Genomic DNA, 19,264 nt, shown 5'->3' with positions numbered 1-19,264 from the left:
CGTCCCGGGAACCTCCATCACTCCGGGCAGCCCTCTTCGAGCACCCTCCCGGCCGGGTCCTCGTCACGTCTGGGACCGTGCTCCCAGACGTGAGCGCGACCGGTGCCCGGTTCCCAGGCGGAAGACCGTTCCTCGCGGCGAGGGACGGGGCCCGATCGTGGACGAGCCTGAAGACATGAACGGAAACCAGCGATCCATCACACGCCGGGCCGTGACGGCGCTCGTCACGGCGGGAACCTGCGGGACGCTTCTCCTCTCGCTCCTCACCGTCCCGAACGCCGCCGCCCGCGACCACGACACCTCCTACGCCGCCGCGCGGACCAACACCGGGACCGGGACCGGGACCGGGACCGTAGAGTCCGGGAAGGGCGCGAGCGGGTTCCGGCATCCGTGCGCCGCCGCGAAGACCCGCTGCGACGGGGAGATACAGGTTCCGCTCGACTGGGGAGACCCGGCGTCGGAGCGGATGACGGTGGCGTTCGCCTGGCTGCCCAGGAAGGACACCTCCCGCCCGGCCGCCGGGACCGTACTGGCCAATCCGGGAGGGCCGATGGCGGCGCTCCCCGCGGTGCCGTCGCTGGTCGAGGGGCTGGGACCGGTGCTCGACCGGCACAACCTCCTGGTGGTGGAGCCGCGCGGGCTGGGGAAGTCCAGCCCGCTGCTGTGCCCGGGACTCGATCTGGAGCGTCCGGAGACCGTCGGCGCCTGCGCCGCGCACCTGGGCCCCCGCACCCGGTTCTTCACCGCCGACCAGGCCGTCACCGACATGGACGCCGTCCGCGGCGCCCTGGGCGTGCCGAAGGTGACGTTCTACGGCGTCTCGTACGGCACCCTGTTCGCCCAGGCGTACGCCACCCGCCATCCGGGCACCGTCTCCGGGGTGCTGCTCGACAGCATGGTGCCCACGGGCGAGGACGGCTACGTGACCAAACCGATCCGGTTCCGCTCCGACATGCTCGACGTGGCCTGCGACCCCTCACGCGCCTGCCGGCGCCTGCCGGGTGACCCCTCCGGTCTCCTCTCCAAGCTGGTACGGCACCTGCGCGCCCACCCCGATCCGGAGGTGCGGCTCTCGTCCCTCTCGCACCTGACGAACGCCGTGTACCTGCCGATGGTCGGCCGCGAGGCGAGCGCGGCCGTCGCCGCCTACCTGGACGGCGATCCGCTCCCGCTGCGCCGCCTCACGCGGGTGATCGACGGCTCCCCCTCCCAGCCGCCGCGCGCGGCGGAGCTGGCGGGCCTGCTCACCTACATGTGCGCCGACACCGCCTTCCCGTTCGGGCGCACCGCCCCGGCCGGCGAGCGGCGGCGCCAGCTGGACCGCTACTACGACAGGGAGCGCCCGTTCAGGCCGTTCACCGTCACCGACCTGGCCGGGCCTGCTCCGGGAAGACCGATCTTCGGCACGCAGGACATCTGCGTCGACTGGCCGACCCCCCGGGTCAGCCCGCCCGTGCCGCCGGGTGCCGGACACCCCCGGGTGCCGGTCCTGGCCCTGGGAGGGGACTTCGACTCGACCACCCTGGCCGAGGCCGCCGCGGTGACCCGGCGCTTCCCGGACTCCACCTTCTCCCGGGTCCGCTTCGCCGGCCACAACCTGACCAGGGGCGCCCGGGTGAACGAGTGCGTCCGCGACGCGATGCGCGCCTTCCTCACCGACCCGGCCGCCTTCGACGACAGGCCCCGCTGCGACGAGGCGAACTACCGCGCCCTCGGCTCCTTCCCCGAGGCCGTGGCGCAGGTGCCCCCGGCGCGCGGTACCGCCCTGGACGCGAAGGAGCGGCGGGTCCTCGCGGCCGCCTTCGCCACCGCCGCCGACGCGATCTCCGGGCGCAATCCCCTCGCTCACCCGTTCTGGCTGCCGGCCACGCGGGAGGGCCTGCGCGGTGGGCGGCTGACGTTCGACGACGAGGCCGGCACCGTTCGGCTGCGGGACGTCCGCTTCGTGGGTGACCTCACGGTGAACGGCGAGGTCCGCCTGGGCGCCGCCGACGCCGCCGACGCCACCGACGCCACGGCCCGGCTCACCGTCACCGGCGGCGACGGCGGATCCCACGCGGTGGAACTGTCATGGAAGGCGTTCCTCGCCGAGGACGACACCGCCGTCTCCGGTACCTTCGCGGGCCGCCGCTTCACCGCGACGATCCCCGCGCACTGACACCCCTGCCCGCACCGGCACCCCGGCCCGGCCGGGCGGCCCGGCCCGTACGAGGGGCCGGGCCGCCCTTCCGCGCGACCGCCGTGGCCGGTGCCCGTGGGACGGGTGGCGAGGGGGAGGGCCGTGAGCGGCCGTGGTCCCCCTCGCCGAGGTTCACCGGCCGGCCGGTTCACCCGTCGGGATCGTCGCGTCCGCAGCGACCACCGCCGCAGCACGCGCGGTCCGTGGTCTCCTGGCCGTCGGCGTCGACAATGGCCTCGAAGACGAAGTCCGGCCCCATGTCCTCGCGAGTAATGTCATCGTTCACGATGTCTCTCCCTCCAGGAGCGCCTGCCGGGGCAGGGCAAGGTGGCGACCCGATGCCGGGCCGGTTTCTCCGCGTACGGCACACCGGGTGCGCCGGGCGCGGAGGATCGGTGGCGACGCCCGGGAGCCGTCGCGGGGCGGGGGCGTCTCGTCCGGCCCCTCTCCCTCGGGGGGTGACGGCCTGCCGCGATCCCGCGAAGGTGGGGGCGGACCCTCCCGGCGGGCGGCGCGTGAGAGGTCAGGATCGCGGCCACACCAGACCGGCCAGCGCCAGCTCGGCGAGCGTCTTCGCGGCGCGGGCGCGATCGCCCCCCACCGCGGCGATCACCTGGCCCGCGTCGCGGGTGCCGTCACAGCCGTCCAGCAGCGCGGCGGTGCCGTCACCGATCCGGTAGGCCCGCACGGCGGGCGACCGCCACCGGCGCTGCAACAGCACTCGCGTCCGGACGGCGGGCAGCTCACCGATCGGCGGCCCCGCGGTGACGTCGTGGGTGTAGGTCCCGACGCGGGCGGCGGGCGACAGCCGGAGCGCCCCGGCAGGCGGCCGGTCGCCGGAGCCCGCCACGCCGTCGGCGGCGGCACGGGCGGCCAGCGCGGCGTCCCGGTCGTGGAGCAGCGCGGCGCGCGCCAGTTCGTACCGGGCGTAGGCGGTCAGCCGCGGTGTCGCGTGGGCCGCCAGCCAGGTCACCAGCCGTTCGGACTCCCCCATCCCGAACGGCCGCTCCACCGGCTGCGGGCGGCGTACGACGCCCCGGGCGAACTCCTCCCACAGGGTCCGGTGACGGCCGAGGAGCTCGGCGACCGTGTCCGGCAGGCGGGCGGCGACCGCCGACCGCAGCTTGCCCCGCACGCCGTCGTACGTCACCCGGTAGCCCTCGGGCGCGGCGCCGCGCAACATGGCCAGCTCGGCGTCGCTCAGCGCGTACCGGCGCTGCAGCCTCGCCGGGTCCTCGCGCAGCAGCGCGGACTCCGCTTCGCGGGTCAGCAGCGCCGCCAGCGCGTCCTGCACGCCCATCACGCGCCTCCCGCCGGTTGCGCCACCCTCCGCTCGGCCGGATCGCGGGCGGTACGGGAGTCGCGGGAGCCTTGGGAACCGGGGGAACCGGGGGAACCGGGGGAACCGGGGGAACCGGGGGAACCGGGGGAACCGGGGGAACCGGGGGAACACAGCACGGCCCGCGCGCGGTCGACCTCGGCCAGCAGGTCGCCGAAGTCGTCGGGGAAGTCCTGGTCGCGCTCGACCAGCGTGGCCCTGACGGGCGTCCGCGACACCAGCTCCGCCAGCAGGTCCCACACCCGGTCCGGGATCGCGGCGCCGTGACTGTCGAGGGACATCTCGTCCCCCTCCCCGTCGGCGCCCCCGGCCAGATGCACCTGGACGACCCGTTCGAGGGGGATGCCGTCGAGGAACTCCAGCGGGTCGAAGCCGTGGTTGCGCGCGTTGATGTCGAGGTTGGCCAGGTCCAGCAGCAGGCCGCACTCGCAGTGCTCCATGACCTCGGTGATGAACTGCGCCTCGGTCAGCGGGGCGGCCAGGTCCACGTAGTAGGTGATGTTCTCCAGCAGGAACGGCCTGCCCACCGCCTCCTGCACCCGCCGCGCCCTGCGACCCAGCCGCCGGGCGACCTCCCGGGTCCGCGGCAGCGGCACCAGCAGCCCCACGTCGACGCTGTCGGTTCGGGTGAAGCACAGGTGGTCGCTGAACCAGGGCGCGTCGACGTCGGCGACCAGCTGGGCCAGCGCCTCCACGTACGCCGCGTTCGGCTCCCCCTCCGAGCCGATGGACAGCTCCACCCCGTGCGGCACGACCGGGAACCGGCGGACCAGCTCCCGCAGCCGCTCGCACTCGTCGGCCGGGGCGAACAGGTAACGCTCGGTGATGACTTCCAGCCAGTCGATCCGGTCGGCGTGCGCCTCGATCGCTCCGGCCAGCTCCACGCGATGTCCCAGGCCGGACCCCAGTGCGGGCAACCCTGTCAGCATGTGGTTCTCCCATCACCTCACAGTGATGTTCACGAACACTGCGCAACCGCTGTACCCCGCAGCGTGCCCGACGGGATCCGCGACCACGCCGGGCCGCCGCGTCAAACTTCCGCAAAGCGGCGTCCCGGCCGTGCTGGGAGGCGGCTGCCGGCACCGGAGATGAACGGTCAGAGGCCGGAGATTCCCAGCTCCCTGGCGATCAGCATCCGCTGGACCTCGCTCGTGCCCTCGCCGATCTCCAAGATCTTGGCGTCGCGGTAGAAGCGGCCCACCGGGTACTCGTTCATGAACCCGTACCCGCCGAAGATCTGGGTGGCGTCGCGGGCGTTGTCCATGGCGGCGTCGCCGGCGACGAGTTTGGCGATCGCGGCCTCCTTCTTGAACGGCTCCCCGGCGAGCATCTTCTCGGCCGCGTGGTGGTAGGCCAGGCGGGCGGTGTGGGTACGGACCTCCATGTCGGCGATCTTGAACTGGATGGCCTGGTAGTGGCCGATGGGGTGGCCGAAGGCCTGGCGCTCGCGGACGTAGCGCAGCGACTCGTCCACGCAGCCCTGGGCCAGGCCCGTGGACAGGGCGGCGATGGCGACGCGGCCCTCGTCGAGGGTCTGCAGGAACTGCGCGTAGCCGCGCCCGCGCTCGCCGAGCAGGTTCGCCGCCGGGACGCGGCAGTCGTCGAAGGAGAGCTCGCGGGTGTCGGAGCAGTTCCAGCCCACCTTGGAGTACTTCTTCGACACGGTGAGGCCGGGGGTGCCGGACGGCACCAGGATGGTGGAGATCTCCTTCTTCCCCCCGGCCCGCTCGCCGGTGATCGCGGCCACGCCGATGACGCCGGTGATGTCGGTGCCGGAGTTGGTGATGAACGCCTTCGTACCGTTGATCACCCACTCGTCGCCGTCCAGCACCGCGGTGGTACGCATGCCGCCGGGCACGTCGGAGCCGCCGCCGGGCTCGGTGAGCCCGAAGGCGCCGAGCATCTCGCCCGACGTCAGCCTGGGCAGCCACTCGGCGCGCTGCTCGGGCGTGCCGAACCGGTAGATCGGCATCGCGCCCAGCGACACCGCGGCCTCGACGGTGATCGACACGCTGGAGTCGACCCTGGCCAGCTCCTCCAGGGCCAGGCAGAGCGCGAAGTAGTCGCCGCCCATGCCGCCGTGCTCCTCGGGGATCGGCAGCCCGAACAGGCCCATCGCCCCCATCTGCCGCACGATGTCGTAGGGGAACTGCTCGCGCTCGTAGAGGTCCCCGATCACCGGGGCCACCACGTCTCGGGCGAACGCCTCGACGGTCTTGCGAAGCTCCTCGTACTCCTCGGTCAGCTTGGGCATGGTCACTCCTCGGCGTTCTGTGCGGTGGTGCGGGACGGGTTCTCGCCCAGGGCCTGGACGACCCGCGACGGGCTGGGGCGGCCGAGCCTCGCGGCCAGCCAGGTGCTGGTCTCCACCAGCGAGGCGAGGTCCAGCCCGGTCTCGACGCCGAGGCCGTGCAGCATCCAGACCAGGTCCTCGGTGGCGAGGTTGCCGGTGGCGCTCTCGGCGTACGGGCAGCCGCCGATGCCGCCGGTGGAGGCGTCGACGACGGTCACTCCCTCGCGCAGGGCGGTGAGGGTGTTGGCCAGGGCCTGGCCGTAGGTGTCGTGGAAGTGCACCGCGAGCCGGGAGGGCCCGCCGAAGGCCTCGATCAGCGCGGCGACGTGGCCGGGGGTGCCGACCCCGATGGTGTCGCCGAGCGACAGCTCGAAGCAGCCCAGGTCGAGGAGCCTGCGTCCGACGGAGACGACCTGCGCGACCGGCGTCGGGCCCTCCCACGGGTCGCCGAAGCACATCGAGACGTAGGCCCGCACCCTCAGGCCGTTCGCCAGCGCCCGCGCGACGACCGGCTCGAACATCTCGAACTGCGACTCCAGCGTCCGGTTGAGGTTCTTCCCGGCGAAGGTCTCGGTGGCGCTGGCGAAGATCGCGATCTCCTCGACGCCGTGTTCGAGGGCGCGGTCGAGGCCGCGCTCGTTGGGGACGAGCACCGGGTAGCGGACGCCGGGCACCCGTTCCATGACCGACAGCAGCTCCGAGGCGTCGGCGAGCTGGGGCACCCACCTGGGGTGCACGAAGCTGGTGGCCTCGATCACCCGGTGCCCCGCGGCGGCCAGCCGGGCGACGAACTCGGCCTTGACCTCGACGGGCACCACCGCGGCCTCGTTCTGCAGCCCGTCGCGCGGCCCGACCTCGTAGATCGTGACCCGTTCGGGCAGCCCCGCCGCCCCGACCCGCTGTGGCTCGCGCATCACGCTCTCCTCCCCCGCTCGGGCGGCCCCGCCGCCCGGACCCGCTCCGGCGCGCGCGTCACGGTCCCCGCGATCCCGGTGATCCCGGTGATCCCCGTGGCCGGTGCTGTGACCCCACCGACCCCACCGACCCCGGCGACCTCGGAGACCTCGGCGACCCATCCGGCCGTGACCTCGCCGTCTCCATGTGTCACGGCCCATCTGACCGTCCGCGTCGTGATCTCCCTGCGGTCCCGTACGGCCTCCGCGACCGGCGCGGCGCCCGTCACGGCTCCTCCCCGCGGACCACGGCCAGCACGGCGTCCATGGCGACCGCCTGGCCCGCCCGGACCCGCAGCTCGGCGACGACCCCGCCGATCGGCGCGGTCACGGTGTGCTCCATCTTCATCGCCTCCACGATGAGCAGCGGCTGCCCCTCGGTGACCCGCTCCTCCAGGCCCGCCTTCACCACGAGGACGGTGCCGGGCATCGGGCTGCGGACCAGCCCGTCCCCCGGGCCGCCGGCGCCGGCCCGGTCACCGGGGTCGCCCAAATGGCGGCGGGTGAGCGCCCAGGCCTCGCCGTCGCGGCCGAGCCAGACGGTGTCGCCGTCGCCGCCGTCCCTGGCGACGACGTAGCGCCTCGCGGTCTCGCCGAGGGTGACGAGCAGGTCGCCGCCCTCGCCGCTCTCAAGACCCTTCCCGGCCCTGTCGCCCTCGTCGGCGAGCCGCGCCCGCACGACCTCCGCGCCGGGCAGGTGGACCTCGGCTCCCGAGGCGGGCAGGCCGCGGACCCTGATCTCGGAGACGCCCTCGCGGGTCTCCAGCCGGTAGACCGTCCAGGCCGCCTCGCCCAGCCGCCAGCCGTCGGGGACGTCCCACGGGTCGGCGGGAGCGGCGGGCACGTGCCCGTGGTGCAGGACCAGGGCGGCGGTGGCCAGGACGTCGGCGGGGACGGAGGGAACGCCCTCGCCGGGGACCAGCTCGGCGAGGTGGCGCTCCACCAGGCCGGTGTCGAGGTCTCCGGCGACCACGGCGGGGTGGCCGATCAGGGCCCTCAGGAAGGCGATGTTGGTGGGTACGCCGAGCACGGCCGTGGCCGCGAGCGCGCCGTCGAGCCGCCGCAGGGCCGCCGCCCTGTCGGAGCCCCAGGCGATGACCTTCGACAGCATCGGGTCGTAGTCGCTGCCGACCAGCCCCCCGGCCATCAGGCCGGAGTCGACCCGCACCCCCGGCGGCTCGCGCAGCGCGAGGACCCGGCCGCCGGTCGGCAGGAAGCCCCGGGAGGGGTCCTCGGCGTAGACGCGGGCCTCGACGGCGTGGCCGACGAGGCGCACCTCGTCCTGGGTGAGCGGGAGGGGCTCGCCCGCGGCGACCCTGAGCTGGAGCTCGACCAGGTCCAGGCCGGTGACCAGCTCGGTGACGGGGTGCTCGACCTGAAGGCGGGTGTTCATCTCCATGAAGTAGTAGTCGCCGGTCTCGCCCTGGACGATGAACTCGACCGTCCCGGCGCCGGTGTAGCCGACGGACCTGGCGGCCTCGACCGCCGCCGCGCCCATGGCGGCCCTGGTCGCGGCGTCGAGGAGCGGGGACGGCGCCTCCTCGACGATCTTCTGGTGGCGGCGCTGGAGGCTGCACTCGCGCTCGCCCAGGTGGATGACGCCGCCGTGCGCGTCGGCCATCACCTGGATCTCGATGTGCCGGGGGTTCTCCACGAACCGCTCGATCAGCAGGGTCGCGTCGCCGAACGCGGCGGCGGCCGTGCGCCGGGCGGAGGCGAGCGCCTCCGGCAGCTCCTCGGCGGAGCGCACGAGCACCATGCCCTTGCCCCCGCCGCCCGCCGAGGGCTTGATCAGCGCGGGGAAGCCGACGCGTACGGCCGCCTCGGCAAGGTCGTCGCCGGGCTCGGCGCCGCCGGGGACGACGGGGACACCGGCCGCGGAGACGGTGGCCTTGGCCCGGATCTTGTCGCCCATCGCCTCCACGGCCTCCGGCGGCGGGCCGACGAAGACGAGCCCGGCCTCCGCGCAGCGCCGGGCGAAGGCCGCGTTCTCGGCGAGGAAGCCGTATCCGGGGTGCACCGCCTGGGCGCCGGTCGCCCCGGCGGCGGCGAGGATGCCGTCGGCGTCGAGGTAGCCGCCGGGCAGCCGCACCGCGACGTCGGCCTCGCGGACGTGCCGCGCCCCGGCGTCGGCGTCGCTGTGGACGGCGACGGAGCGGATTCCCAGCCTCCTGAGGGTGCGGGTGATCCGCAGGGCGATCTCGCCGCGGTTGGCGACGAGGACGGTGTCGAACATCCGACGGGGTGCGGGTGAGAGGGTCATGGGTGCGGTCACATCCGGAAGACGCCGTAGCCGACGGGTTCGAGGGGGGCGTTGGCCGAGGCGGACAGGGCCAGGCCCAGGACGGTACGGGTGTCGAGGGGGTCGATGACCCCGTCGTCCCAGAGGCGGGCGGTGGAGTAGTAGGGGTTGCCCTGCTCCTCGTACTGCGCCCGGATGGCGTCGGGGTCGGCGTCGCCCACCGTGGACAGCACGTTGGCGGCCTGCTCGCCGCCCATCACCGAGATGCGGGCGCCCGGCCACATCCACAGGAACCGGGGCGAGTAGGCGCGCCCGGCCATCGCGTAGTTGCCGGCCCCGAACGAGCCGCCGACGACCACGGTGAACTTGGGCACCCGGGCGCAGGCGACGGCGGTGACCATCTTCGCGCCGTGCTTGGCGATGCCGCCCGCCTCGTACGCCCTGCCGACCATGAACCCGCTGATGTTCTGCAGGAACACCAGCGGGGTGTTGCGCCGGTCGCACAGCTCGATGAAGTGGGCGCCCTTGAGCGCCGACTCGCCGAACAGGATGCCGTTGTTGGCGACGATCCCGACGGGGTGGCCGTGGATGCGGGCGAACCCGGTGACGAGCGTGGCGCCGTACTCGGCCTTGAACTCGCCGAACCTGCTGCCGTCGACGATCCGGGCGATGATCTCGCGGACGTCGTACGGCGTGCGGGTGTCGGCGGGGACGATGCCGTACAGGTCGCGGGGGTCGTGCGCGGGCTCCTCCGAGGGCGCGCGCTCCCAGGGGGAGGGCGTGCGCGGCGCGAGGGTGGAGACGATGTCGCGGACGATCCGCAGCGCGTGGCGGTCGTCGTCGGCGAGGTGGTCGGTGACGCCGCTGACGCGGGCGTGCAGGTCGCCGCCGCCCAGCTCCTCGGCGCTGACCTCCTCGCCGGTGGCGGCCTTCACCAGCGGCGGGCCGCCGAGGAAGATCGTGCCCTGGTTGCGGACGATCACCGCCTCGTCGCTCATCGCCGGGACGTACGCGCCGCCCGCCGTGCAGGAACCCAGGACCGCGGCGATCTGCGGGATGCCGCGCGCCGACATGGTGGCCTGGTTGTAGAAGATCCGGCCGAAGTGCTCGCGGTCGGGGAAGACCTCGTCCTGTTTGGGCAGGAACGCGCCTCCCGAGTCGACGAGATAGACGCACGGCAGGTTGTTGTGGAGGGCGACCTCCTGGGCCCGCAGGTGCTTCTTGACGGTGATCGGGTAGTAGGTGCCGCCCTTGACGGTGGCGTCGTTGGCGACGACCACGCACTCGCGGCCCGAGACGCGGCCCACCCCGGTGATGATCCCGGCGGCGGGGGCCGCGTCGCCGTACATCCCGCCGGCGGCCAGCTGGGAGAGCTCCAGGAAGCGCGAACCGGGGTCGAGCAGGGAGTCGACGCGGTCGCGGGGCAGCAGCTTGCCCCGGGAGACGTGCCGGGCGCGCGACCTCTCCGGGCCGCCCAGGCCCGCCACGGCGACGCGTTCCCTGAGGTCGGCGACCAGGCGCTCGTTGACCTCGGCGTTGCGCTTGAACACCTCGCCACCCGGGTCGCAGGCGCTTCGCAGCACCGGCCAGCCACTCATGCGAGCCTCCCCGTCCGGTCTGCCCGGCCTGTCTGATCCGCGTCTGTCTGATCCGCGCCTGTTCGATCCATCCGGCCTCGTCGCCGCTGGGTCACCGGTCATCAACTCCATCGCAGATGTTAGTCATCATTAACGTTACCGTCTACCATGCGAGGGGTGACGACTGCTCGGCCTTCCACCCGCAACCGCGGTTCACGACGCGCGGAGATCCTGGACGCCGCGGCGAGGCTGTTCGCCGCGCGCGGCTTCCACGGCGTCTCGATCGAGGACATCGGCGGCGCGGTCGGCACCTCGGGCCCGGCCCTCTACCGGCACTTCAGCGGCAAGGAGGCCCTGCTCGCGGAGATGCTGCTGGACGTCAGCGAGCGCCTGCACACCACGGGCGCGCGCCGGGTGACCGAGGCCGCCGACGCCGAGCAGGCGCTGGACGCCCTGCTCGGCTGCCAGATCGAGTTCGCGCTCGGCCATCCGGCGCTGATCACCGTGCACGACAGGGAGCTGGGCAACGTCCCCGAGCCCGCCCGCCGGCGGATCCGCAGGCTCCAGCGGCTGTACGTCGAGGAGTGGGTCACCGTGCTGAGCGAGCTCTATCCCGGACGCCCGCAGACCGGGCTGCGCGCCGCGACCCACGCGGTCTTCGGGCTGCTCAACTCCACCCCGCACAGCGCGGGCGAGCTGCCGCCCGCGGCGATGGCCGGGTTGCTGCGCGGCATGGCCCGTGCGGCGCTGGCCGCCACCCAGGACACTCAAGACACCCAGAGCACTCAGGGCACCCAGAGCAACCAGGACCGGGAAACGCTCGGAGTGCTCGAAGTTAGGGAACGCTAACTCCTGACGAGGCGTTCCCGTCGCGGGGAGGCGTGCCACGCCTGCGAGGGGGTCACCACAATCGTGCAGGGCGCCTCGCGCAGCATCACCCGGCAGACCGGGCCGATGGCGGGGTCCACCGGGTCGTCGCGCTCGCGGTCGGCGACCACCAGCAGGTCCGAACGGTCGGCCGCGTGGCGGAGCACCTCGACGTGGGACCGCGTCTCGATCAGGGTCTCCACCTCGACCGTGGGGTACTTCTCCTCCCACACCGCGACGCTGGTGTTGAAGCGGACGGCCGCCTGCCTGGTGTCGTGGGCGTTCTCGGGGCAGAGGCAGATGATCAGCAGTGCCGCCCTGCGCAGCCTCGCCTCCTCGAAGGCGACGGCCAGCTCGTGCGAGTCGGGGGTGGCGTCCTCCACCGCGATCGCCACCCGGCCTGCGCGCGGGTGACCGGACCTCCTGACGACGGCCACCGGGCAGCGGGCGTGCGCGGCGACCTCGACGGTCGAGCCGATCCGCAGCTCGTCGGGTCCGCCGGTGCCACGCGGGCCGATCGCGATCAGCTCGGCGGCTCCCGACAGGCTCACCAGGGCCGCGGCCGGGGTCCCCTCCACCAGCTGCCCGCGCACCCGCAGTTTGGGCGCCAGCTCGTGCGCCGTCATCAGCCCGCTGTCAAGGACGCGCCTGCCCATGCGGCGTACGACCTCGGTGGTCTCGGGGGCGAGGGAGAGCCTGGGGTAGGGCCACTGCCAGGCGTGGCAGACGAGCAGCGGGAGGAATCTCAGGCGGGCCTCCTCGACGGCCCATCTCAGGGCCAGCCGGCTCTCCGCCGAGCCGTCGTATCCGGCGACCACGGGTCGCCCTTCGTCCTGTACCGGCATTGCGGCTCCTCTCCCGCGTCACTCCTTTCCATCCTTCTCCGATCCGCCCGCCGAGAAGGACGTGCTTTCACAAGACTCTTCGTGTTTTGCGGCTCATATCGGCAAAGACGCCTTCTCCCGCCCGGGGGCGGCGGGAGGGCGCTCACGACCGGCCCGGACCGTCACAGGCCCGGACCGTCATGGGCATGAACCGTCACAGGCACGAACCGTCGCGGGAACGGGTCGTCACAGGCAAGAACCGACCACCGTCGCGACGCCGACCGGCGTGCAGAGCGTGCTCGCCCAGGCGGCGACGGCCGACGTGACCACGAGCGGGGTACCCGGAGCGGCGAAGATCACCGGCGTGGGGACGACGACCGGCGGGACGGTCGCGGGCGGCACGACGGCGCCCGGCGGGGTGGCACCGGGCGGCGGCACAGCGCCGGGCGGGAGACCGTCGACCGGCGGAGTCGTACCGGGCGGGACGGTGCCGGGAGGAGTACCGGGCGGCGGCACAGCACCCGGCGGGAGACTGTCGGACGGCGGGGTCGTACCGGGCGGGACGGTGCCGGGAGGAGTACCGGGCGGCGGCACAGCACCGGGCGGGAGACCGTCGGACGGCGGGGTGGCGCCGGGCGGGGGGCCGGGCGGCGGGACGGCACCCGGCGGAAGGCCTTCGGACGGCGGGGTGGCGCCGGGCGGCAGCATGTCGCCCGGCGGCGGCGGGGTGCCAGGCGCCCCGGGATCGCCCCATCCCCCCGGAGGCGGGGGCGGCGTCGCGGCCGAGGTTGACAGCGCGGACATCGACGCGGCCCCCTGCACCGGTGCGCCTCCGGGCACCGGTGCGCCTCCGGGCGCCGATGCGCCCCAGGCGGCCGATGCGGCCGGGGCCGGTATCCCGGGTACCGGCGTGTCTCCGGAGAGCGCCGGCACGGGCGACGCCGTATCCGGAAACGGCACGGCGGCGTGGGCCACGGCAGGCAGCATGACGGCCGCCCCCACCGCCCCGGTCAGAATCAGCTTTCCAAGCATGTGCGTCTCCACCTACTGGTGTGACCAGTGTGACTGGCGTGATGGACATGAACTCCGAAGATGCTGGCAGCCGTCGTATCCGCCGATGGCAAAGACACCCCCCGCGGGAAGTCCGCAGGAGGAACGGCTTGTGGCAACAGGCCCGCGAGATGCCCATGGATCGGAACACTGGACCCGGAAACGAATGGCTTCGACCCTTCGGGGCTTCCGCCCCATATGCTGGTCCGCCCCCGCTTCGAAGCTCGGCCGTATTCATCGGGCGGACCGGTAAAAACAGCCCTGACAAGCCGTCATGAATAACGGTTAAATACGATCGGTCCGCGAGTCCGTACGCATCAAAGATGTCAAGGTTGAGGACGCCATCCATCCATGGGGGACATAATCGGGCTGTGGCGCGCGACACTGTTGAGACCCATTTCACCGAGGCCGTGACCGCCCTTTCCCCGGGGGCGCCGCGCGATCCCGGCCTGCCCGTGCGGGAGGGCACGACCCTGACGGGCGCCCGCTGCCGCGAGCTGTTCGAGTTCCAGCTCGGCAGCAGGCTGCTGGACGTCACCGCCCGCTGGCTGCGCGAGCAGGGCGAGGGCTTCTACACCATCGGCTCGGCCGGGCACGAGGGCAACGCCGCGGTCGCCGCCGCGCTGCGCGCCACCGACCCCGCCCTCCTGCACTACCGGTCCGGCGCCTTCTACCTGACCCGGTCGGCGATGGCGGGACGGCTGCCCGAGGAGGGGCTGCGCGACGTGCTGCTCGGCCTGACCGCCTCGGTCGAGGAGCCGGTGGCGGGCGGGCGGCACAAGGTCTTCGGCCACCCCGACCTGGCGGTGATCCCGCAGACCTCCACGATCGCCAGCCACCTGCCCCGCGCGGTGGGCGTGGCCTTCGCCATCGAGCGCGCCCGCCAGCTCGGCCTGCCGGGCCCGTGGCCCGCCGACGCGATCGCGACGTGCAGCTTCGGCGACGCCTCGACGAACCACGCCAGCGCCCTGTCGGGCCTCAACACGGCCGCCTACGGCTCGTACCAGAAGCTGCCGCTGCCGATCCTGTTCGTCTGCGAGGACAACGGCCTGGGCATCAGCGTGCGCACCCCCGACGGCTGGGTCAGGGCCGCCCGCCACCCGCTGATGAGATACTTCGAGGCCGACGGCTGCGACCTCGCCGACGTCCACGACGTGGCGCTGGCCGCCGCCGAGCACGTCCGCACGCACCGCGCCCCCGCCCTGCTGCACGTCGGCACCGTCCGGCTGATGGGCCACGCGGGCTCGGACGTGGAGCTGTCCTACCGGACCAAGCGGGAGATCGACGCCGACCTGGCGCGCGACCCGCTCGTGGCGACGGCCAGGCTCCTCGTGGAGGCCGGCCTGACCACCCCCGACGAGCTGCTGCTGCGGTACGAGACGACGCGCGAGCACCTGTTCAAGATGGCGATGGAGAGCTCCCGGCGCCCCCGGCTGGTCTCCGCCTTCGACATCGTGGAGCCGCTCGCCCCGCGCACCCCCGCGGCCGTCGCCGCGGCCAGCGCCCAGGTCGCGCCCCCGGACGCCAGGGCGAGGGCCTTCGCGGGCAGGCTCCCGGAGCAGGAGGGCCCGCTGACCTTCTCCCAGTCCGTCAACCGCACCCTCGCCGACGCGCTGGCCGTCCACCCCGACGTGCTGGTCTTCGGCGAGGACGTGGCGCGCAAGGGCGGCGTCTACGGCGTCACCCGCGGCCTGCAGAAACGCTTCGGTCCCGGCCGGGTGTTCGACACCCATCTGGACGAGCAGGCCGTGCTCGGCCTGGCGCTCGGCTCCGGGGTCTCCGGCCTGCTGCCGGTGCCCGAGATCCAGTATCTGGCGTACCTGCACAACGCCCTGGACCAGATCCGGGGCGAGGCCGCGACGCTCCAGTTCTTCTCCAAGGGGGCCTTCCGCAACCCGATGGTGTTGCGCGTCGCCTCCTACGCCTACCAGAAGGGCTTCGGCGGCCACTTCCACAACGACAACTCGGTCGCCGCGCTGCGTGACATCCCGGGCCTGGTCGTGGCCTCCCCCGCCCGGCCCGACGACGCCGCCTCGATGCTGCGCACCTGCCTGGCCGCCGCCCGCGTCGACGGCAGCGTCTGCGTCTTCCTCGAGCCCATCGCCCTGTACAACACCCGCGACATGTTCGAGGAGGGCGACAACGGCTGGCTCGCCCCGTACGCCCCACCGGTCCGGTGGGCGGAGACGCACATCCCGATCGGGCGGGCCCGCAGCTACGGCGACGGCCGCGACCTGACCATCGTGACCTTCGGCAACGGCCTGCGGATGAGCCTGCGCGCCGCGGTGCGGCTCACCGCCGAGGGGCACGGCTGCCGGGTCCTGGACCTGCGCTGGCTCTCCCCCCTGCCGGTGGAGGACCTGATGCGGGCCGCCGAGCTGACCGGCAAGGTGCTGATCGCCGACGAGACCCGCCGCACCGGGGGCGTCTCGGAGAGCATCCTCGCCGAGCTGCTCGACGCCGGTTTCACCGGCAGGGTGGCCCGGGTGACCTCCTCCGACAGCTTCGTCCCGCTGGGCGAGGCGGCCCGGCACGTGCTGCTGTCGGAGGCCGAGATCGAGGCTGCCGCCCGCAAGCTGCTCGGCTGACCCGCTCCCGGCCCGGCACCTCTCACCTCTGAATCCCGGAATCCCGGAATCATCCTCACCGCGCCACCGGAACGTGTTCAATTGGTCGCACGCCGCAACGGTACATGGCCCTTGGCCGTCGGCAGGTCACCCCTCCATTCCCCCGACAGCAGGAGGTAGCATGCCCGACGTGGCGAACACGAACACCGTCAAGCGCATGGTGGTCCTGGAGGCCTGCGCTTTCAGGACCGGCGAGGACTTGGCGGACACGAAGGAGACCTTGCGCGATCTCCCCAAGATCATTCGCGAGGAGGTCATGACCTACACCTCGCCGATGTTCGAAGAGATCATGAACAGGATGGCCACCAAGGAGGATCTCTTCGCGCTCTCCACCAAGGTGGACGACCTGGGGAGTGAGGTGGGTGACCTGAAAGCCAAGGTCAGCAGCCTTGACACCAAGGTCGACAACCTGGGGAATGAGGTGGGTGACCTGAAAACCAAGGTCAGCAGCCTCGACACCAAGGTCGACAACCTCGAAACCAAGGTCAGCAGCCTTGACACCAAGGTCGACAACCTCGAAACCAAGGTCAGCAGCCTGGAGACCAAGGTGGACGGCCTCGACGGCCGGATGGGCTCCATGGAAGGCCGGATGGACTCCATGGAAGGCAAGCTGGACCTGATTCTGGCCAAGCTCAACTGATTCCGTCGGCGGGCCCCGGGCCGGAGGTCCGGGGCCCGCGGCGGGGTCAGAGCCAGTCGCGGCGTTTGAACACCAGATAGAGGGTGAGGCAGACGCCCGCCATGAGCAGGACCGCGAAGGGATAGCCCCACTTCCAGTGGATCTCGGGCATCACGTCGAAGTTCATGCCGTAGATGGTGCCGACCAGGGTGGGGGCGAACAGGATCGCGGCCCAGGCGGAGATCCGCTTGACCTCCTCGTTCTGGGCGTTGCTCGCCTCGGTGAGGTTGGTCATGTGCTCGTTCTGGGCCTGGGCGACCATGGTCGAGTTGACCACGAGGATGTCGTGGAGCATCTGGCGGAACCCGCTGACCCGCTCGGCGACGGTGATCGCGTGGTCGGCCACGTCCCGCAGGTATCTCTGCAGCTCCTGGTCCACCCCGTACTTGGCGGCACCCGCGATGAAGCCCTCGATCATGCCGAGGAGCGGCTGGGTGGCCCGCTGGAACTCGATCACCTCGCGCGACAGCTCGTAGATGCGGCGGGAGACGCCGGGCTCGTTGCCGAAGACCTGGACCTCGATCTCGTCGATGTCGTTCTGCAGGCCGGCGACCACGGGGGCGTAGCCGTCGACGACCGCGTCGAGGATGGCGTAGAGCACCGCCTGCGGGCCCTGGCCGAGCAGCTCGGGGTCGTGCTGCATGCGGCGGCGGACCTGGGACAGGTCGGGCGCCTCGCTGTGCCGTACGGTGATCACGAAGTTCTGGCCGACGAAGACGTGCAGCTCGCCGAAGTCGACCTCCTCGGTCTCGTCGAGATAGCGGGCCGGGCGGAGCACCACGAACAGGGTGTCGCCGTAGCGGTCGGCCTTGGGGCGCTGGTGGGCGACGATGGCGTCCTCGACCGCCAGCTCGTGCAGGTCGAACTCCTCGGCGACGTTGAGGATGACGCCGTCCTCCGGCCGGTAGAAGCCGATCCAGGCCATGCTGCCCGGGGTGTTCTTCAGGCGTTCGAAGGCGTCGGGCAGCGACTCGGGGGTCGCGGCGCGATGACCGCCGACGTAGATCGCGTTGTCGATGACGCGGGAGCGGGGCGGGACCGGGCGCCCGTCGCCGGCGGACCTGGGGTCCATCGACCGCTCGGGGGACTCCTGACCGGTGCCGGGACGCCCGCGCATCAGGCTCCGCAGGCCCCGCATTCGCCGGTCGGTCACGCGTCTCTCCTCATCGGGCGCTCATGAACTCCTGCAGCGACCGCATCGCGGTGGTACGGATCTTCGCCCTGAGCATCGGGGTCCAGCCGAGGACGATACCGACCGGCCGGCCCATCGCCATCTTGGACCAGCGTTTGAGGTCGAAGTCGTCGTGGTGGCGGACGATCAGCCCGTCCTCGAAGCGAAAGAGGGCGTCGACCTCGTTGACGACCTTCCTGCCCGTCTTGCCGAAGGTGTAGCGGCCGGTCCAGTGCGCCGTACCCTCGTGCGGGCGGGCGGTGATGTCGCGGACGGTCACGTCGAGGTCGGCGCTGCGGCCCAGCAGCATCCGCCACATGCCCATCACCCTGTCGCGTCCTTCGAGATCCTGGAAGACGGGGTCACCGAAGGTGACGTCGGGGTGGTAGCAGAGCTCCATCGCGTCGGCGTCGCGGCGCGCGAAGGCGTCGTAGAACGTCTTGATGAGCTCGGCGTTCCGATCGTTCACGAGTTTCTCCCGGTCATCAATGTCCTGCTGACCGAGTGTAGTGCGCGGACAGGTCGAGAAGATTGTCCGCGTTGCTCCAGCACACCGCGCGGAGCCAGTCGTCGCCGAGACCGAGGCGGCCGAGCGCGTGGAGCTGGTGGGCGTACGGGTAGGGGATGGCCGGGAAGTCGCTGCCGAGCAGGACCTTGCCGGCCAGGCCGAGGTCACGCAGGCGCGGCAGGAGGCGCCGGGGGAACGGCATGTCGCGCTCGGCGAAGTCGGTGAAGGTCATCGTGGTGTCGAGCCGCACGCCGGGGAAGGTCTCGGCCAGTTCGAGGAACTCGTCGTACTCCGGCATGCCGAGGTGCGCGACGATCACCGGCAGGTCCGGGTGGCGGTCCAGCACCCCGGCGATCGGCCCCGGCCCCGTGTGCCGGCCGGGCAGCGGGATCGAGCTGGCGTGCACGACGACGGGCACCCCCCGATCGGCCAGCAGCCCCCACACGTCGTCGATCTCCTTGAGCCGGGGGTCGAAGTCGCCGATCTGGAGGTGGACCTTGAAGATCCGCGCCCCTCGGCCGAGCGCGTCCCGGACATGACCGAGGACTCCAGGTTCGGGGTAGAAGGTGGCCGAGGGAAGACATCCGGGGGTACGGGCGGCGAAGTCGAGCGTCCATTCGTTGAGGCTCTCGGCCATGCCCGGCCGGTGCGCGTAGGCCAGGGCGGAGAAGACCCTCACCCCCAGGGCCCGCAACCTGGCGACCCGTTCCCCCGCGGGCAGCCGGTAGTGGATCGGCCATCCGTTCCCCATCAGGGGACCGTCGTGTTCGAAATGGTGCCAGACTCGACGTTCCATCCGCTCCGGCAGGAAGTGGACGTGCACGTCCGCCAGCCCCGGCAGGCCCAGCCCTCGCCACCAGGCGGGGACGTCCGCGTCCGCGAGCTCCGGAATCATGTTCGGCACGGATCCGACTTTATCGCCAGCACACCGGCAGTCGTGGGACGCTTTGCTCTC

At 72.6% G+C, this 19,264-nt stretch carries 17 protein-coding genes; 4 read left to right on the top strand and 13 right to left on the bottom strand.

Going from position 1 to position 19,264, the window contains the following annotated elements; translation table 11 throughout:
- Nucleotides 1-175: 175 nt before the first annotated feature.
- The gene (locus AC5L38_RS02085; protein ID WP_495241008.1) at nt 176-2,158 is read left to right on the top strand and encodes an alpha/beta fold hydrolase; all 1,983 of its coding nucleotides are present in this window, start codon (nt 176-178) and stop codon (nt 2,156-2,158) included.
- Nucleotides 2,159-2,327: 169 nt separating this feature from the next.
- Here the strand turns inward: AC5L38_RS02085 and AC5L38_RS02080 are convergent, their stop codons facing one another.
- The 8 genes from AC5L38_RS02080 to AC5L38_RS02045 all read right to left on the bottom strand — a co-directional run bounded on the left by AC5L38_RS02080 (nt 2,328) and on the right by AC5L38_RS02045 (nt 10,604).
- Nucleotides 2,328-2,465 (bottom strand): hypothetical protein, encoded by a 138-nt coding sequence (locus AC5L38_RS02080; RefSeq protein ID WP_495241007.1) that lies wholly within the window; start codon nt 2,463-2,465, stop codon nt 2,328-2,330.
- 237 nt (nt 2,466-2,702) lie between these two features.
- Complete coding sequence (locus AC5L38_RS02075; RefSeq protein ID WP_495241006.1) at nt 2,703-3,479, bottom strand: hypothetical protein; 777 nt, start codon at nt 3,477-3,479, stop codon at nt 2,703-2,705.
- A complete protein-coding gene (locus tag AC5L38_RS02070; protein ID WP_495241005.1) occupies nt 3,479-4,447 on the bottom strand; it encodes an MbnB/TglH/ChrH family RiPP precursor modification enzyme in 969 nt (322 codons plus the stop codon). Before AC5L38_RS02070 ends, AC5L38_RS02075 begins: the two co-directional genes overlap by 1 nt.
- A gap of 167 nt (nt 4,448-4,614) precedes the next feature.
- Nucleotides 4,615-5,772: an acyl-CoA dehydrogenase family protein gene (locus AC5L38_RS02065; RefSeq protein ID WP_495241004.1), complete on the bottom strand. Its 1,158-nt coding sequence runs from the start codon at nt 5,770-5,772 to the stop codon at nt 4,615-4,617.
- Between the two features lie 2 nt (nt 5,773-5,774).
- Nucleotides 5,775-6,725, bottom strand: coding sequence for a hydroxymethylglutaryl-CoA lyase (locus AC5L38_RS02060; protein WP_495241003.1), 951 nt, complete (start codon nt 6,723-6,725; stop codon nt 5,775-5,777).
- Complete coding sequence (locus AC5L38_RS02055) at nt 6,725-6,994, bottom strand: hypothetical protein (RefSeq protein ID WP_495241002.1); 270 nt, start codon at nt 6,992-6,994, stop codon at nt 6,725-6,727. Before AC5L38_RS02055 ends, AC5L38_RS02060 begins: the two co-directional genes overlap by 1 nt.
- A complete protein-coding gene (locus AC5L38_RS02050; RefSeq protein ID WP_495241535.1) occupies nt 6,991-9,000 on the bottom strand; it encodes an acetyl/propionyl/methylcrotonyl-CoA carboxylase subunit alpha in 2,010 nt (669 codons plus the stop codon). The genes AC5L38_RS02055 and AC5L38_RS02050 overlap by 4 nt, the downstream gene beginning before the upstream one ends.
- 35 nt (nt 9,001-9,035) lie before the next feature.
- The gene (locus AC5L38_RS02045; protein ID WP_495241001.1) at nt 9,036-10,604 is read right to left on the bottom strand and encodes a carboxyl transferase domain-containing protein; all 1,569 of its coding nucleotides are present in this window, start codon (nt 10,602-10,604) and stop codon (nt 9,036-9,038) included.
- A gap of 147 nt (nt 10,605-10,751) precedes the next feature.
- On the opposite strand from AC5L38_RS02045, the gene AC5L38_RS02040 reads away from it, so the two are divergent.
- On the top strand, nt 10,752-11,432 hold the full coding sequence (locus AC5L38_RS02040) for an SACE_7040 family transcriptional regulator (protein WP_495241000.1): 681 nt from the start codon (nt 10,752-10,754) through the stop codon (nt 11,430-11,432).
- On the opposite strand, the gene AC5L38_RS02035 is transcribed toward AC5L38_RS02040, so the two are convergent.
- Nucleotides 11,429-12,295 (bottom strand): universal stress protein, encoded by an 867-nt coding sequence (locus AC5L38_RS02035; RefSeq protein ID WP_495240999.1) that lies wholly within the window; start codon nt 12,293-12,295, stop codon nt 11,429-11,431. The two genes, AC5L38_RS02040 and AC5L38_RS02035, sit on opposite strands and share 4 nt — an antisense overlap.
- 225 nt (nt 12,296-12,520) lie before the next feature.
- Entirely contained in the window at nt 12,521-12,676 is a 156-nt protein-coding gene (locus AC5L38_RS02030) for a hypothetical protein (RefSeq protein WP_495240998.1), read from the bottom strand.
- Between the two features lie 1,019 nt (nt 12,677-13,695).
- Between AC5L38_RS02030 and AC5L38_RS02025 the strand changes: the two genes are divergently transcribed.
- Nucleotides 13,696-15,912 carry a thiamine pyrophosphate-dependent enzyme gene (locus AC5L38_RS02025; RefSeq protein ID WP_495240997.1) on the top strand — a complete coding sequence of 739 codons (2,217 nt, stop codon included), beginning with the start codon at nt 13,696-13,698 and terminating at the stop codon, nt 15,910-15,912.
- 160 nt (nt 15,913-16,072) lie between these two features.
- Nucleotides 16,073-16,591 carry a hypothetical protein gene (locus AC5L38_RS02020; protein ID WP_495240996.1) on the top strand — a complete coding sequence of 173 codons (519 nt, stop codon included), beginning with the start codon at nt 16,073-16,075 and terminating at the stop codon, nt 16,589-16,591.
- 46 nt (nt 16,592-16,637) lie between these two features.
- Here the strand turns inward: AC5L38_RS02020 and AC5L38_RS02015 are convergent, their stop codons facing one another.
- From AC5L38_RS02015 to AC5L38_RS02005, 3 genes are read right to left on the bottom strand one after another with little or no spacing between them, the layout of a single operon-like run.
- Nucleotides 16,638-17,783: a magnesium and cobalt transport protein CorA gene (locus tag AC5L38_RS02015; RefSeq protein WP_495240995.1), complete on the bottom strand. Its 1,146-nt coding sequence runs from the start codon at nt 17,781-17,783 to the stop codon at nt 16,638-16,640.
- A 10-nt stretch (nt 17,784-17,793) separates the two neighbouring features.
- Nucleotides 17,794-18,270 carry a nuclear transport factor 2 family protein gene (locus AC5L38_RS02010; RefSeq protein WP_495240994.1) on the bottom strand — a complete coding sequence of 159 codons (477 nt, stop codon included), beginning with the start codon at nt 18,268-18,270 and terminating at the stop codon, nt 17,794-17,796.
- A 16-nt stretch (nt 18,271-18,286) separates the two neighbouring features.
- Nucleotides 18,287-19,204, bottom strand: a complete 918-nt coding sequence (locus AC5L38_RS02005; protein ID WP_495241534.1) for an amidohydrolase family protein — start codon at nt 19,202-19,204, stop codon at nt 18,287-18,289.
- Nucleotides 19,205-19,264: the final 60 nt, after the last annotated feature.

Source organism: Streptosporangium nanhuense (assembly GCF_059358815.1).
Note: the sequence above shows the minus strand (reverse complement) of the source record. Positions and strands in the feature narration are given on the sequence as shown.